This window comes from Variovorax sp. 10N432, from assembly GCF_056394465.1.
In genome coordinates this window covers 71,098-85,886 of the sequence record NZ_JBFTHX010000017.1, presented here as the reverse complement: position 1 = coordinate 85,886, position 14,789 = coordinate 71,098, and the positions used below count along the sequence as shown (strand labels likewise).

Genomic DNA, 14,789 nt, shown 5'->3' with positions numbered 1-14,789 from the left:
GGCGGCCCGATTCGATCATAGCCGCAGGTCAGCGGCGCCCTGAAACCAGCGGACCGCTCAGGCGCGCAGCGCCAGGTTGAGCTGGTCGACCACCTCGGCCCAGTCGGCATCCTCGCGGATCTCCTCGCGCAGGAACTGGGCCTGGGCGGGCGTCCAGAAGCTCGCGTCGGCCAAGGCCACCGCGTCGCTCAGCGGCCGGTGCTCGGCGATGAAGCGCTGGATCTCTGACTCCGTGCTGGGAAGCCCGAGCTGATCGAACAGGCTGTGGAAGGTGTGGTTGCTGAGGTCCATGGCGTGCGAGTCCGTGAGGTCGTTGCCCGAACCATAGCGCAAAGTGCGGCCCGCGTTGCGCGCGTTGTCAGGCGCCGCTGTGCTTGTCGGCACGGGCGAAGCGCTGGGCGACATAGCGCTCGGTCGCCGACTCGACTTCCGGCAGGTTTTCGTGCAGGCGCTTCAGCAGCCGGATCAGCGTCTCGTGCTCGGCCTCGCTCAGCACGGACAGGAAGACGCGCTCGCGTTCGAGCGCCACGCCGACGATCTGGTCGTGCAGGCGGCGTCCCTTCGGGGTCAGGGTCGCCATGCGCAAGCGGCCGTCCTTGGCATCGAGTTCGAGGGTGATCAGTTCGCGCTCCTGCATGCTCTTGAAGCAGCGGCTGACGGACGACTTGTCCATGCCGATGACCCGCGACACCTGCTGGGCCGAGATCGAGCCTTCGGTGGCCAGCAGCACCATGCAGCGCCAGGTCTCGATGCCGACATCGAACACGCGCAGGTAATGCTGGGAGGCACCGCGCGACAGCTTGTTGGCGATCCATGTCAGGAACGCCGGAACGTAGCGCTCGAGGTCCACGACCTCGCCGCCGGCGCCCATGTCCGGCGTGTCGGCTTCGGCCTGCGATGCCCGCGGGGGGCGTCGTGCCGTGGTGTTCGATGCTTTCGCCAAGCGCTTGCTGGCAGACATGGATGGCCCTCTTGGTTGTCTTGGATGTCGTTGCGATTGGAACATGCGGGTCGGCGCCGAGGCAGGGAAAACCCCATTTAGTTGGCATATCAACTAATTGATACGCCAACCATCCAAGGGGCAGCCGATCCGACGCCCCGCTTGCACGCCCATCCCATCAGGAGACCCCACATGCCCTTGTCCCGCCGCGCGCTCGTCTGCGCCCTCGCTGCTTCGTCCTTTGCTCTCGCCGCGGCGCCAGCGCAGGCCCAGAGCGTCAAGATCGGCATCGTCGGCCCCTTCTCGGGGCCGTTCGCCCACTACGGCGCCTTGTTCAAGGCGGCCGCGGAGGCCTATGTGGCGGGGCAGGGCGGCAAGCTCGGCGGCAGGGAGGTCGAGCTGATCTACCGCGACACCGGCGGACCGAATCCGGCCCAGACCAAGAGCCTGGTCCAGGAGCTGATCGTCAAGGACAAGGTCGACTACCTCGGCGGCTTCGTCTTCACGCCCAACGCGCTGTCCGTGGCTCCCCTGATCCAGCAGTCGCAGACGCCGACGGTGATCTTCAACGCCGCCACGTCGTCCATCACCGAGAAATCCGACTACTTCGTGCGCACCGGCTACACGCTGTGGCAGGTGACGGTGCCGCTGGCCCGGTGGGCGGCGAAGCAGAACATCGCCAGGGTCGTGACGGCGGTCACCGACTATGGCCCGGGGCTGGACGCCGAGGCCGCGTTCAAGAGCGAGTTCACCAGGCAGGGCGGCACGGTGGTGGAGTCGATCCGGATGCCGATCGCGACCACCGACTTCAATCCCTTCGTCCAGCGCATCAAGGCCAGCGGGGCGCAGGCGGTCTACACCTTCCTGCCCGGCGGCCCGCCCAACCTGGGCTTCATCAAGGCCTACAACGAGAACGGACTGGCCAAGTCGGGCGTGCGCTTTCTCGGCACCGCGGAGACCGACGAGTTCGACCTGCAGAAATTCGGCGACAGCGCGGTGGGGCTGACCACCGCCTTCCACTACTCGGGCGCGCACGACTCGGCCGCCAACAAGGCTTTCGTGGCCGCCTTGAAGAAGCAGGATCCGGGCGCCGCCGCCAACTACGCCTCGGTCGGCGCCTGGGACGGCATGCACGTCATCCAGAAGATGATCGAGGCCACCGGCGGCCGGAAGGATGGTCCGAAGGCCATCGCCACCGCGCGCACGCTGCAGTGGGAGAGCCCGCGCGGACCCGTGCGCATCGACGGCAAGACCCGCCACATCACGCAGGACGTGTACCTGCGCCAGGTCGAGAAGGTCGGCGGGGTGCTGGTCAACAAGGAAGTCGAGAGCTTCGGTCCGCAGGTCGACCACGGCCTCGCCCAGTGAGCCCGCTGCCCTGACATGACCGTCCTCTTCAACATCGCCGTCGACGGGCTGGCCTACGGCATGGTGCTGTTCGTCATCGCCGTCGGGCTATCGCTCACGCTCGGCCTGATGCGCTTCATCAACCTGAGCCATTGCGCCTTCGCCATGGTCGGCGGCTACTGCGCCGCATTCCTGGTGCGCCAGGCGCAATGGAACTTCTGGCTCGCGGTGCCGGCGGCCGTCATCGCCACCGCGGCGCTGGGCGCCGTGCTCGAGCTGCTGGTGCTCAGGCACCTGTACCGGCGCAAGGAGCTCGACCAGGTGCTCTTCACCATCGGACTGAGCTTCTTCCTGATCGCGGCCACCAACGCGCTGGCGGGTCCGCAGGTGCAACTGATCCCGCTGCCGCCCGGGCTGGCCGGCTCGGTCGACCTGGGCTTTCGCACCCTGCCGGCGCAGCGCCTGCTGGTGATCGGCGCCGGACTGGCGGTCGCGGGCGCGGCGGCATGGACCGTCGCGCGCACCCGCTTCGGCATCTGGCTGCGGGCCGCGGTCGATCACAGCGGCACGGCCTCCAGCCTCGGCATCCCGATCCGCGTCGTGCAGTGCGCGAGCTTCGCCGCCGGCGCCGCGCTCGCGGGCTTCGGCGGCATCCTCGGTGCCGAGCTGATGCCGCTGGAGCCGTACTACGCGCTCAAGTACCTCGTGCTGGTGCTGGTGGTGGTGGCCGTGGGCGGCATGGGCAGCATCGCAGGGTCGCTCGCGGCGGCGGTCGTGCTCGGCCTGATCGAGACCGCCAGCAAGTACCTCGCCTCCGACTGGGGCAGCCTTTTCTTCTTCCTGGCCATGGCGGCGCTGCTGGCCTGGCGTCCCGACGGATTGCTCAAGCGATGAACACCTCCACCACGCTGCAGGGGCCGGCCGAGGCCCCATCCGAAGCGCGGCACGCCGCCGCGCCGCGCTGCCGGCCGGCCTGGCGCGCCCCCCTGATCGTGCTGGCGCTCGGCGCGCTGGCCTGTGCGCTGCTGCCGGAGCAACTGGGGCTGATGACCCGCATCTTCGTCGCCGCCCTGTTCGTGCTGTCGCTCGACCTGGTGGTCGGCGTGGCCGGACTCGCGACCCTGGGGCATGCGGCCGTCTTCGGCACCGGCGCCTACGCGGCCGGGATCTTCGCGCTCAAGGTGATGCCCGACCCGTTGGCGGGTCTGGCCATCGGCATCGGCGCCGGCGGCCTGCTGGCGCTCGCCAGCGGCGCCTTCCTGCTGCGCTACCGGGGCTTCACGTTCCTGATGCTGACGGTGGCCGTGGCGCAGATCGTCCTGAGCCTGGCACAGAAGGCGCGCGACTGGACCGGTGGCGACGACGGGCTGTCCGGCTTCACGGTCGGGCCGCTGCTGGGCCGCTTCGCGTTCGACCTGGAGGGCCGCGTCGCCGCCTTCTATGCGCTGGCCGTGCTGGTGCTCCTGTACTACGTGGCGCGCCGCCTGGTGGACTCGCCCTTCGGCCTGGCCGTGCGCGGCATCCACGAGAACCGGGCCCGCATGGCGGCGCTGGGGACGCCGGTCTACCGGCGGCTGCTCGCCATGTACACCGCCGCGGGTGCGATCGCCGGTGCGGCCGGCGCGTTGTCGGCGCAGACCAACGCCATCGTGGGTCTCGACAGCCTGTCCTTCGCGCTGTCGGCCGAAGCCCTGGTGATGCTGATCCTCGGCGGCGCCGGGCGGCTGAGTGGCGCACTCGTCGGTGCGGTCGTGTTCACCCTGCTGCACCACACGGCGGCCTCGATCAATCCGTACCACTGGCTGTTCGTGGTGGGCTTCATGCTGATGGCGGTGGTGCTGGTTTCGCCGGCGAAGGCCTGGGGCTGGCTGCGTCGCCGCGCGGGAGCTGCATCATGAGCCTGCTGCTGGACATCCGCGATCTGGACAAGCGCTTCGGCGGCCTGCACGTCACGCGCGGCGTGTCGTTCCAGCTCCACGCCGGCGACCGGCTGGCCCTGATCGGCCCGAACGGCGCCGGCAAGACGACGCTGGTCAACCAGGTCAGCGGCGTACTGCGGTCCGATGCGGGCGAGATCTGGCTGCGCGGCGAGAACGTCACCCGCCTGGGGCAGGCCCAGCGCGTTCGACTCGGCCTCGCGCGCACCTTCCAGATCACGACGCTGGCGCCGCAGCTCCCGGTGCAGCGGCAGATCGAGATGGCGCTGTTCGAGCGCGAGGGCCTGGGCGGCCGTGCCTGGCGCAGCGTGGACGCCTATCCGGCGCTGAACGCCGAGGCGCAGGCGCTGCTGCAGCGCTTCGGCCTGCGCGCCCATGCCGCCACGCCGACCGAGGACCTGGCCTACGGCGAGCAGCGGCTGGTCGAGATGGCACTGGCGCTCGCGCTGCGTCCGAAGGTGCTGCTGCTCGACGAACCGATGGCCGGGGTGCCCAGGGGCGATGGCGCGCGGCTGCTCGCGGCGCTCGATTCGCTGCCCCGCGACCTGGCCGTGCTGATCATCGAGCACGACATGGACCTGGTGTTCCGCTTCGCCAGCCGCATCGTGGTGCTGGCCGAGGGGGCCGTGCTGGCCGACGGCAGCCCCGACGACATCCGGCGCGACCCGAAGGTGCGGGCCGCCTACCTGGGGACTCCCGCATGACCGAAGCGATGCTGAAACTGGAAAGCCTGAAGGCAGGCTACGGCCCGACGACGGTGCTCGACGGCCTGTCGCTGGCCGTGGCGCCGGGCGAGCGGGTGGCGATGGTCGGACGCAACGGGGTGGGCAAGACCACGACCTTGCGCGCCATCATGGGCCTGGTGCCGCTGGCCGGCGGCCGCATCGAGTTCCTGGGCGAAGACATCTCGCGCCTGAGCCCCCACCAGCGCGCCCGGCGCGGCCTGGGCTACGTGCCCCAGACGCGCGACATCTTTCCGTCGCTCACGGTCGAGGAGAACCTGCTGGCCGGGCTCAAGCACCGTCCGCGCAGCGCCGTCGACGAGGCCTATGCGCTGTTCCCCCGGCTGGCCGAGCGGCGGCGCAACGGCGGCACGCAGCTGTCCGGCGGCGAGCAGCAGATGCTGTCGGTGGCTCGCGCGCTGCTGGGCCGACCCCGGCTGATCCTGCTCGACGAGCCGCTCGAAGGGCTGGCGCCGCTCATCCGCCAGGAGTTGCTGAACGCCTTCCAGGCGATGAGCCGCGAGACCGGCATCGCCGTCGTCATCGTCGAGCAGCAAGTCGACGAGGCCCTCAGGTATGCCCGTCGGGCGCTCGTCCTCGACCACGGCACGGTCGTCCACGAGAGCGATGCGCAGGTCCTGCTGCGCGACACCGAGACGCTCGACCGGTGGGTCGGCATGGCCGTGCATTGAGCAGCGTCGACTCCCATCCCAACCCATCTCAGGAGATTTGCATGAACACCGCCTCCATCCCGATCGGCAGCATCCGCAAGAGCGGCGCTGTCGCCCGTTTTCCGCTCGACCGCTGGTACGTCGCCGGCTTCTCGTCGGAGCTCCAGGACCAGCCGATCGGCCGCACTTTCCTGAACCAGAAGGTGGTGCTGTTTCGCACCGGCAGCGGCGAGATCGCCGCGCTCGAAGACCGCTGCTGCCATCGCTCGCTGCCGCTGTCGTGCGGCACGGTGGAAGCCGACGGCGTGCGCTGCGGCTACCACGGCCTGCTGTATGCGCCCAGCGGACAGTGCCTCGAGATCCCCGGGCAGGAGCGCATTCCGTCCAAGGCCAGGGTGAGGTCCTACCGGGTGGTCGAGAAGGACCGGATCGTCTGGATCTGGATGCCACGGGACGAAGACTCGGCCCCGGCCGTGGAGCCGCCCGACTACCCCCACCATGACGATCCGCGCTACAAGTTCGGCAGCGGCATGTACCACTACAAGGCGCCCTGGCAGCTGATCCACGACAACCTGCTCGACCTGAGCCACCTGGGGTACGTCCACCTCAAGACCATCGGCGGCAATGCGCGGCTGCACATGAACGCGCCGATGAAGGTGACGCAGGACGGCGACACGGTCAAGGTGGTCCGCCTGATGCCCGGCTCGACGCCACCCCCCACCTACCGCGCCGCCTGGCCCTTCGGCGACACCTGCGACCGCTGGCAGGAGATCGAGTTCCACGTGTCGCACCTGGCGATCTGGACCGGGGCCATGGAGCCCGGATCGGGCGCCATCGACGATCCGCGGCGGGGCGGGTTCCACATGCGCGGCTTCCACGGCATCACGCCGGAGACCGAAGACACCTGCCACTACTTCTGGAGCATGGCCAGCAACAAGCACCCCGACATGCCCGAGAACATCGACACGGTGGTCGAGCAGACCGCCTACACCTTCGACGAAGACCGGGTGGTCATCGAAGACCAGTACCGCAACATCGCCGATTTCGGCGATCGCAATTCGTGGATGGACATCCACGTGGATGCCGGCGCCAACCGGGCCCGCCGCATCGTGGAGCGGCTGCTGGCGGACGTCCGGCCCGAGGAGGTGGCCGGATGACGACCGCGACGCTCAGGGTCCGGGTGAGCGCCAGGCGCGAAGAAGCCAGGGACATCGCGAGCTTCGAGCTGGTCGCGGCCGACGGGCGGGCGCTGCCCGCCTTCTCGGCCGGCGCGCACATCGACGTCAAGGTGGGGGACGGACTGGTGCGCCAGTATTCGCTCTGCAACGATTCGTCCGAGACCCACCGCTACCTGATCGCGGTGCTGAAGGACTCGGCGACGCGCGGCGGCTCGAAGGCGATGCACGAGCGTGTGCGGGTCGGCGACGAGCTCGAGATCAGCGCGCCACGGAATCACTTTCCGCTGGCGCACGAGGCTCGCCGCAGCGTCCTGCTCGCGGGAGGCATCGGGGTGACGCCGATCCTCTGCATGGCCGAACGGCTGGCGGCGGCGAGCGCCGATTTCGAGCTGCACCATTGCACCCGCTCGCCGGAGCGCACCGCGTTCCGCGAACGGATCGCCGATGGCCGGTTCGGGTCTCGCGTCCACCATCATTTCGACGACGGCCCGCCAGAGCAGAAGCTCGACCTGGCGGCCTTCGTCGCGCGCCAGGAGGGCGACACCCACCTGTATGTCTGCGGGCCGAAGGGCTTCATGGACGCCGTATTGAACGAGGCGCGCTCGCAGGGCTGGCCCGAGACGCGGCTCCACTACGAGTTCTTCGCTGCCGGCCCGGTCGACCGCGCGAACGACCACGGCTTCGAGGTGCAGGTCGCCAGTTCGGGCCAGGTGGTGGCGGTGGCGAAGGACGAGACCGTGGTGCAGGCGCTGGGCAGGATCGGCATCGAGGTCCCGACCTCGTGCGAGCAGGGGGTCTGCGGCACCTGCATCACGCGCGTGCTCGAAGGCGTTCCGGATCACAAGGACGTCTACTTCACGGCCGACGAGCAGGCCGCCAACGACCAGTTCACGCCGTGCTGCTCGCGCTCGAGGTCGCAGCGGCTGGTGCTCGATCTCTGAGCACGCGGATCAGGGCTGGCTGGGCCAAGATCGAGACGGCGAGCAAGTAGCCGGCGCCCGCGCTGCCTCTGTTTGCGGACTGCGGATCTCGACCTGCATCTGGGTCTCGACCCAACGCACCAGCTCGCTCACGCTGACGCCCGGTCCGCGCGCCAGGCTCGCGGCCTGCCACAGTTGCTGGCCGGCGCTGCTGATCGGCGCCGGCAGGCCCTGTTCGCGCGCCAGGTCGACCGCGATGCCCATGTCCTTTAGCATCAGTTCGAGCTTGAACGGATCGTCGAAGCTGCGGTTCAGCACGCGCTGGTGGATGTGGGTCCGCGTGATCCACGAGCCGGCGGTGCTTTCGTTCATCACCTCGGTCATCACGGCCGGATCGAGACCGGCGCGCGTGCCGATCGCCAGGCCTTCGGCCGTGGCCGTGAGCGTGATTGCGGTGACGAGATTGTTCAGGCACTTCATCGTGTGGCCGGCGCCGAGAGGGCCGAGGTGGAAGGTCGCGCGGCCCATCACTTCGAGCAGGGGACGCACCCGGTCGACCGCCGCCTGCGCGCCGCCAACCATGAAGACCAGCTCGGCCGCCTGCGCGCCCCAGGCCGCGCCCGAGACCGGCGCGTCGACCATCGCGATGCCGTGGGCATCGAGCCGCGCCGCGGTCTCGCGCGTGATCCAGGGCTCGGCCGACGAGGTGTCGAGCAAGAGTGCGCCCGGCTGCCAGCCGGACAGCAGGCCGTCGCTCGCGAACACCACCTCGCGCACCACGCGGCCATTCGGCAGCATGGTGACGACGATGTCGCTGTGGCGAGCGACATCGGCCGTGGTCGCGCGCGCGCTGATGCCGGCCTGCGATTCGGCGAGCGCCTGCGAAACGCTCGCGAGTGTGTCGAAGACGGAGACCGCATAGCCGGCCTTGGCGAGATGCCCGGCCATCGGCCCGCCCATCACGCCGAGGCCGATGAAGCCGATGCGGGGGCGGGCGGCGTCGCTGCCGGCCACCATCGAGGAAGAAGTCGAAGTCATCGAAGCGGTACCCATGGCGTCAGTCCAGGCGCACGCCGGAGCTCTTGATGACCTCGCCCCAGTGCATGCTCTCGCTGCGCGCCAGGTCGCGAAATTCCTTCGGCGTGCCGGGGAGCGCCTCGAAGCCCCACTCGCCAAACACCTGCTGGATGCGAGGCGCTTGCATCGCCTTGCGCAACTCGGCGTTGAGGCGGTCGACCACATCGGGCGGCATGCCCGCGGGCCCGATCAGGCCGTGGAACGCAAAGGCATTCACCTGTGGATATCCGAGCTCTGCGAACGTGGGCACATCGGGCAGCGCCTTGGCGCGCTGCGGTAGCGCGATGGCCAGGGCTCGCAGCTTGCCGTCCTTGAGATAGGGCAGCGCGGCCGTGAGGTCGAGCATCATGACCTGCACCTGGCCGCCCATCATGTCCTGCATGGCGGGCGCGCCACCCTTGTAGGCGACGTGAGTCAGGCCGAGGCCCGCCTTCTGCTTGAAGAGCTCCATCGCCATCTGGTGCGGCGTGCCGATGCCGGGCGAGGCGTAGTTGAGTTTGTCGGGGTTGGCCTTGACGTAGCTCACGAACTCCGCGAGCGACTTGCCGCCCGTGAAGTCGGGCCGCACCACGAGCGCCAGCGGGATGCGGCCGATGGCGCCGATGTAGGTGAAGTCGCTGGCCGGCTTGTACGGCAGCTTGCCGAACATGTGCTCGTTGAACAGCAGCGCCGCATTCTCGGCCTGCATGATCGTGTAGCCGTCGGGCTTGGCTTGCATGAGGGCCGCGACCGCGATGTTGGTCGAGGCACCCGGCCGGTTGTCGATCACGATCGGCTGGCCCAGCGACTGCTGCATCGCCTCGGCGAGCTGCCGCGCGATGCTGTCGGTGCCGCCGCCGGCGGCATAGGGAACCAGCCACTTGACAGGCTGGTTCGGGTAGTTGCCCTGAGCCAGGCCAGAGCTGGCGGCGGCGGACAGCAGCAGGCTCGAGGCCAGCAGGCGGATCAGTCTCTTCATGGTGCTTTGTCTCTCGTGGATGGAATGGATGAACGAATGCGTGGGGTCGTTCGGCAGGTGCGGGCAAGCTGCGTCAGTGGAGGCCGCCCACGGGCACGGGCGTGTCGACGGACGGGCTCGATGCGGTCGGGTACACGAATGTCTCTCTCTGCTTCTCCGAAAGGGCGACAGCGATTGGGCCTTCCTTCTGCTTATGAAGCAATCGAAGAAATTTCATCGATTGATGAAGCCGTCATATGAATTCGAGCTCGCGCCGGCGGCCACCTTCGTGGCCCGGCGCTGCGCCCCGTTCACTTCGGAATGCTGATCACCTGCGGCTGCGTCACCGCCTTGAGGCCCTCGGCGCCGAACTCCACGCCCCAGCCCGAGCCCTTGACGCCGCCGAAGGGCACCATCGGGTGGATCGCGCCGTGCTGATTGATCCACACGGTGCCCGCCTGCAGACGCACGGCAACCCCGCGCGCCTTCTCCACGTCGGGCGACCACACCGATGCGCCGAGCCCGACGTCGAGCCGGTTCGCGCTCGCGATGGCATCCTCGACCTCCCGGTACTTGATGATCGGCAGCACGGGTCCGAACTGCTCTTCGTCCACCAGCGCGGCACCGTCGGCGAGGCCGGTCACGAGCGTGAGCGGATAGAAGTTGCCGGCGCCTTCGCGCGCCTGGCCGCCGCAGACGATCTCGCCACCGCCGCGGCGCGATGCCTCCACCAGTCGGCTCACCTTGTCGAACTGCATCCGGTTCTGCACCGGCCCCATGACGACGTCGGCGCCGAAGCCGTCGCCCATGGGCATCGCGGTTGCGATCTTCCTGAGTTCGTCCACCACCGCATCATGCAGTGATTCCGGCACGTACAGGCGCTTGATGGCCGCGCAGGTCTGTCCCATGTTGATGAAGGCGCCCCAGAAGAGGCCCATCGCGATGGCCGCAGGGTCCGCATCGGCCAGCACGATGGCCGCGTCGTTGCCGCCCAGTTCCATGGTCGTGGGCGTCAGATGGCGCGCCGCGATCGCGGTGATCTTGGCGCCGGTCGAGCCCGAACCCGTGAACATGATCTTGTCGATCTGCGGGTTGTCGACGAGCGCGGCACCGACTTCGCCCGGACCACTCACAGTGTTGAGCACGCCCGGCGGCAGTTGTTCGGCCATGATCCGCACCATCTCGAGCGTGCCGATGCTGGTGTATTCGGATGGCTTGATGACCACCGTGTTGCCGGCCCGCAGCGCCGGCACGATCTGCCAGATGGCGATCAGCAGCGGCCAGTTCCAGGGCGCGATGGCGGCAATCACGCCGTAAGGCTTGCGGTGCACCTCGTAGCGGCGACCATCGTCTTCGAACACGGTCTCGACCGGCAGTTCGAGGCTGGCGGGCACACGGGTCCAGGCCTCGCAACCGGCCAGTTCGAACAGCGCGCCCGGCACCTGGTCCGGCCCCAGTCCGCCCAGCGGCTTGCCCTGTTCGCGCGTGACCCATTCGGCGAGGTAGGTTGCATTGCTCTTCAGCGCGTCGGCCACGCGTTCGAGATGCTCGCGTCGCTTGGCATCGGGAAGCGCGCCCCATCCCGGCTGAGCCGCCTTGGCGGCAGCGATCGCCTGAGCGATCTGCGCCGGCTCGGAATGCGGCACCAGCCCGATCGCCTCGCCGTTGGCAGGGTTCTTCGATTCGAAAGTCCTGGTCGATGGGACGGCGTGGCCGTCGATGGTGTTCGTGAACGATTTCAATTGCTTCTCCGGTTGAGTGTTTTTCAGACGCCCAGGTAGGCGTTGCGGACCGCTGGGTCCGCGAGCAGCGCACGGCCGGTGCCGCTGTGCACGATGCGGCCGGTCTCGAGCACGTAGCCACGGTCGGCCACGGTCAGGGCGGCGGCGGCGTTCTGCTCGACCACGAGAATGGTCACGCCCTGTTCGCGCAGCCGCGTGAGGACCTCGAAGATCTGGTCGATCAGCAGCGGTGCCAGACCGAGCGAGGGTTCGTCGAGCAGCAGCAGCTTGGGCCGGCTCATGAGCGCCCGGCCGATGGCCAGCATCTGCTGCTGGCCGCCCGAGAGATCGGAGGCGACGCGGCGGCGCATCTCGCCCAGCACCGGGAACATGGCGTAGACCATGTCGGTGTCGGCCTCGATCTCAGGGTCCTTGCGCCGGTAGGCGCCCAGGCGCAGGTTGTCGGCCACCGAGAGGGGCTTGAACACCTGCCGGCCCTCGGGTGCATGGCCGAGACCCAGACCGACGCGACGGTGCGGGCTGATCGCGTCGAGCTTCGCGCCTTCGAGCCAGACGCTGCCGCTCTGCTGCAGGTGCAGGCCCGAGATGGTGTGCATCAAGGTGGTCTTTCCCGCGCCGTTGGCGCCGAGCAGCGCCACGATCTCGCCGGCGCGCACCTCGAGCGTCACGTCCTTGAGCACCGACACCCGCCCATAGGCGGTACACAAGCCTTCAACCCGCAGCATGGGCCAGCTCCTTTCCGTGGCTACCGAGGTAGGCCGCGATCACGTCCGGGTTGTCGCGCACCGCTTGCGGCGTACCCTGGGCCAGGATGCGGCCCTGGTTCAGCACCAGCACCTGGTGCGAGAGCCGCATCACCATCTTCATGTCGTGCTCGATGAGCACCACCGACACTTCGCCTGCGATGCCGCGCAGCATGTGTTCGATCTCCTCGGTCTCGACTGCGTTGCAGCCGGCCGCCGGCTCGTCGAGCAGCAGCACCTTGGGCTCGCTGGCCAGTGCGCGCGCGATCTCGAGTCGCTTGAGCACGCCGTACGAGAGGCTGCCGGCCAGCGCGTGCGCATGGACGGCGAGGCCGGTGCGCTCGAGCGCCGCCATGGCGCGCTCGCGGCTCTGCCGGTTTTGCCGGCCCACCGAAGGCAGGCGCAGCAGATCCTCGAGCAGCGTCGTGCTTTCCCAGCGCGCGCGGCCGACCATGACGTTGTCGAGTGCGGTCTGCTGTGGAAAAACCTGCAGGTTCTGGAAAGTGCGCGACATGCCCTTGCGTGCGAGCCGGAACGGCGGCAGGCCGCTCACGTCTTCGCCGCCCATGCGCACGCTGCCCGAGCGCGGCGTGTAAAGGCCGGACACCATGTTGAAGAGCGTGGTCTTGCCCGCGCCGTTGGGCCCGATGATCGACAGGATCTCGCCGCTCGGTGCGTCGAAGGAGACGCCGTCCACCGCGACTACGCCGCCGAAGGCGATTCCCAGGTCCCTGACTTCGAGTGCCGCGTTCATTTCACGGCCCTCCGCAGCAGTTGGCTCAGCGCGGGCACGATGCCCTGCCGCAGGAAGATCATCGACAGCATGATGATCAGGCCGACCGCGATGTCCTGATAGTCATGGAAGGATGCAAGAAGCTGCGGCAGCAGGGTCAGCAGCGCCGCGCCGACCAGCGCGCCGAAGGGCGTCGCGGCACCGCCGATCACCACCATCGCGACGAATTCGACCGAAGTCATGAAGCCCGCGAGGTCGGGCGTGATGAAGCCGTTCATGAGGGCGAGCGTGCTGCCGGCCACCGCCGCATAGACCGATCCGATCACGAAGGCCTGCAGCTTGCGCCGCGCCACGTCCACGCCCATGCTCGCGGCCGCCACCTCGCTGTCGAGGATCGCGCGCAGGGCGCGGCCGGTAGGGCTGTCGCGCAGCACCACCGCGATGGCGACGCCGGCGATCATGAGCGCGGCGCTGATCCAGTACCAGACGATGGGCGATTCGAGCGCAAAGCCGGCGACGCTGAGCCGCTTGACGTCCATGCCGTCGGGGCCGCCGGTGAGCGCGACCTCGCTGGTGATCACGAGCCCGATCAGCAGCGAGAAGCCCAGCGTCGCGATGGCCAGATAGTGGCCTTTGAGCCGCAGGATCGGCTTGCCGACCAGGTAGGCGATCAATCCCGCCAGCACGATGCCGCCGAGCGCCGCCACCATCACCGGCACGCCGTAGCGCGCCGGCAGCACGGCGCTGGCATAGGCGCCGATGCCGAAGAAGCCCGCATGGCCCAGGCTGATCTGACCGGCCATGCCCATGAGGATGTGCAGGCCGATGGCGGCCAGCCCCATGATCCACACCAGCGCCGCGATGCGCATCACATAGCTGGAGCCGGCGACCACGGGCAGCAGCGCCACGATCACCACCAGCAGCGCGAGGCTGCGCCAGCCGGCGCCGGAACCTTGAAGTGCTTTCATACGCGGTCCACCAGTTTGCTGCCGAGCAGGCCGTTGGGCATCACCAGCAGCATCAGGATCAGCGCGATGAACGCGACGCCGTCCTTGTAGACGGAAGTCACGTAGCCGGCCGCGCCCGCCTCGAGCAGGCCCAGCAGCAGGCCGCCAAGCACTGCCCCCACCGGATTGCCGAGGCCACCGAAGATCGCGGCCGAGAAGCCCTTGAGCGCCAGCAGCGCACCGATGTCGTAGCGCGTCAACGTCACGGGCGTGACCAGGATGCCCGCGATGGCGCCGAGCGCGGCCGAGAGGCCGAAGGCGAGCACCAGCACGAACGAGATGTTGATGCCCACCAGGCGCGCCGCCAGCCGGTTCGCCGCGCTCGCACGCAGGGCTTTGCCGGTGAGGGTCTTGTCGAGGAAGAGCCAGAGCGCGAGAAACATCACGATCGCGCTGCCCAGCACCCAAAGGCTCTGCGGCAGCACGGTCGCACCGCCGACCGCGATCGGCGTGTTGCCCGAGAAGGGCGCGAGGTTGTGGAACTGCTTGTCGAACAAGAGCCCCGCGACGCCGCGGATGAAGATCGAGGCGCCCAGCGTGATGATGATGAGCGTCACGGGCGAGGCATCGCGGGCCCGCTCGATGGCGAGCTTCTGCAGCAGGATGCCGACAATGACCGCGACGGCCACCGCCAAGGCGCCCGCCAGCCACACCGGCAGGCCCATGGCGATCAGGAACACCGTCGTCATGCCGCCCAGCATGACGAACTCGCCCTGCGCGAAATTGACCACATCCGAGGCGGCGTAGATCAGCGTGAAGCCGATCGCCACCACCGCGTAGACGGCGCCGACCGTGAGGCCGGAGAAGACGAACTGGAGAAACTGGGACATGGGGC

16 protein-coding genes are annotated in these 14,789 nt (G+C 68.8%); 7 read left to right on the top strand and 9 right to left on the bottom strand.

What is annotated here, in order from left to right; genetic code table 11:
• Positions 1-57: 57 nt before the first annotated feature.
• Together AC1DF3_RS20385 and AC1DF3_RS20380 are read right to left on the bottom strand one after the other, a co-directional pair.
• A complete protein-coding gene (locus AC1DF3_RS20385) occupies positions 58-291 on the bottom strand; it encodes a DUF2789 domain-containing protein (RefSeq protein ID WP_286536010.1) in 234 nt (77 codons plus the stop codon).
• A gap of 67 nt (positions 292-358) precedes the next feature.
• Positions 359-961, bottom strand: a complete 603-nt coding sequence (locus AC1DF3_RS20380) for a MarR family winged helix-turn-helix transcriptional regulator (protein ID WP_286536009.1) — start codon at positions 959-961, stop codon at positions 359-361.
• A 171-nt stretch (positions 962-1,132) separates the two neighbouring features.
• Here AC1DF3_RS20380 and AC1DF3_RS20375 point away from each other — a divergent pair, with 171 nt between their 5' ends.
• From AC1DF3_RS20375 to AC1DF3_RS20345, 7 genes are read left to right on the top strand one after another with little or no spacing between them, the layout of a single operon-like run.
• Positions 1,133-2,308, top strand: coding sequence for an ABC transporter substrate-binding protein (locus AC1DF3_RS20375; RefSeq protein ID WP_478140666.1), 1,176 nt, complete (start codon positions 1,133-1,135; stop codon positions 2,306-2,308).
• A gap of 15 nt (positions 2,309-2,323) precedes the next feature.
• Positions 2,324-3,181, top strand: a complete 858-nt coding sequence (locus tag AC1DF3_RS20370) for a branched-chain amino acid ABC transporter permease (protein ID WP_478140665.1) — start codon at positions 2,324-2,326, stop codon at positions 3,179-3,181.
• Positions 3,178-4,185, top strand: a complete 1,008-nt coding sequence (locus tag AC1DF3_RS20365) for a branched-chain amino acid ABC transporter permease (RefSeq protein ID WP_286536005.1) — start codon at positions 3,178-3,180, stop codon at positions 4,183-4,185. The genes AC1DF3_RS20370 and AC1DF3_RS20365 overlap by 4 nt, the downstream gene beginning before the upstream one ends.
• On the top strand, positions 4,182-4,928 hold the full coding sequence (locus AC1DF3_RS20360; protein WP_286536004.1) for an ABC transporter ATP-binding protein: 747 nt from the start codon (positions 4,182-4,184) through the stop codon (positions 4,926-4,928). The genes AC1DF3_RS20365 and AC1DF3_RS20360 overlap by 4 nt, the downstream gene beginning before the upstream one ends.
• A complete protein-coding gene (locus AC1DF3_RS20355; RefSeq protein ID WP_301814283.1) occupies positions 4,925-5,638 on the top strand; it encodes an ABC transporter ATP-binding protein in 714 nt (237 codons plus the stop codon). Before AC1DF3_RS20360 ends, AC1DF3_RS20355 begins: the two co-directional genes overlap by 4 nt.
• Positions 5,639-5,679: 41 nt before the next feature.
• Positions 5,680-6,774, top strand: a complete 1,095-nt coding sequence (locus AC1DF3_RS20350; protein ID WP_478140664.1) for a Rieske 2Fe-2S domain-containing protein — start codon at positions 5,680-5,682, stop codon at positions 6,772-6,774.
• Positions 6,771-7,736 carry a PDR/VanB family oxidoreductase gene (locus AC1DF3_RS20345; RefSeq protein ID WP_478140663.1) on the top strand — a complete coding sequence of 322 codons (966 nt, stop codon included), beginning with the start codon at positions 6,771-6,773 and terminating at the stop codon, positions 7,734-7,736. The genes AC1DF3_RS20350 and AC1DF3_RS20345 overlap by 4 nt, the downstream gene beginning before the upstream one ends.
• Positions 7,737-7,745: 9 nt before the next feature.
• On the opposite strand, the gene AC1DF3_RS20340 is transcribed toward AC1DF3_RS20345, so the two are convergent.
• The 7 genes from AC1DF3_RS20340 to AC1DF3_RS20310 all read right to left on the bottom strand — a co-directional run bounded on the left by AC1DF3_RS20340 (position 7,746) and on the right by AC1DF3_RS20310 (position 14,784).
• Positions 7,746-8,753 carry an NAD(P)-dependent oxidoreductase gene (locus AC1DF3_RS20340; protein WP_478140662.1) on the bottom strand — a complete coding sequence of 336 codons (1,008 nt, stop codon included), beginning with the start codon at positions 8,751-8,753 and terminating at the stop codon, positions 7,746-7,748.
• 19 nt (positions 8,754-8,772) lie between these two features.
• Complete coding sequence (locus AC1DF3_RS20335) at positions 8,773-9,750, bottom strand: Bug family tripartite tricarboxylate transporter substrate binding protein (protein ID WP_478140661.1); 978 nt, start codon at positions 9,748-9,750, stop codon at positions 8,773-8,775.
• A gap of 290 nt (positions 9,751-10,040) precedes the next feature.
• Positions 10,041-11,471, bottom strand: coding sequence for an aldehyde dehydrogenase family protein (locus tag AC1DF3_RS20330; RefSeq protein WP_478140660.1), 1,431 nt, complete (start codon positions 11,469-11,471; stop codon positions 10,041-10,043).
• A 23-nt stretch (positions 11,472-11,494) separates the two neighbouring features.
• On the bottom strand, positions 11,495-12,196 hold the full coding sequence (locus AC1DF3_RS20325; RefSeq protein ID WP_478140659.1) for an ABC transporter ATP-binding protein: 702 nt from the start codon (positions 12,194-12,196) through the stop codon (positions 11,495-11,497).
• Complete coding sequence (locus AC1DF3_RS20320; protein WP_478140658.1) at positions 12,183-12,968, bottom strand: ABC transporter ATP-binding protein; 786 nt, start codon at positions 12,966-12,968, stop codon at positions 12,183-12,185. The genes AC1DF3_RS20325 and AC1DF3_RS20320 overlap by 14 nt, the downstream gene beginning before the upstream one ends.
• Complete coding sequence (locus AC1DF3_RS20315) at positions 12,965-13,915, bottom strand: branched-chain amino acid ABC transporter permease (RefSeq protein WP_478140657.1); 951 nt, start codon at positions 13,913-13,915, stop codon at positions 12,965-12,967. The genes AC1DF3_RS20320 and AC1DF3_RS20315 overlap by 4 nt, the downstream gene beginning before the upstream one ends.
• The gene (locus tag AC1DF3_RS20310) at positions 13,912-14,784 is read right to left on the bottom strand and encodes a branched-chain amino acid ABC transporter permease (protein ID WP_478140656.1); all 873 of its coding nucleotides are present in this window, start codon (positions 14,782-14,784) and stop codon (positions 13,912-13,914) included. Before AC1DF3_RS20310 ends, AC1DF3_RS20315 begins: the two co-directional genes overlap by 4 nt.
• Between the last annotated feature and the right edge of the window lie 5 nt (positions 14,785-14,789).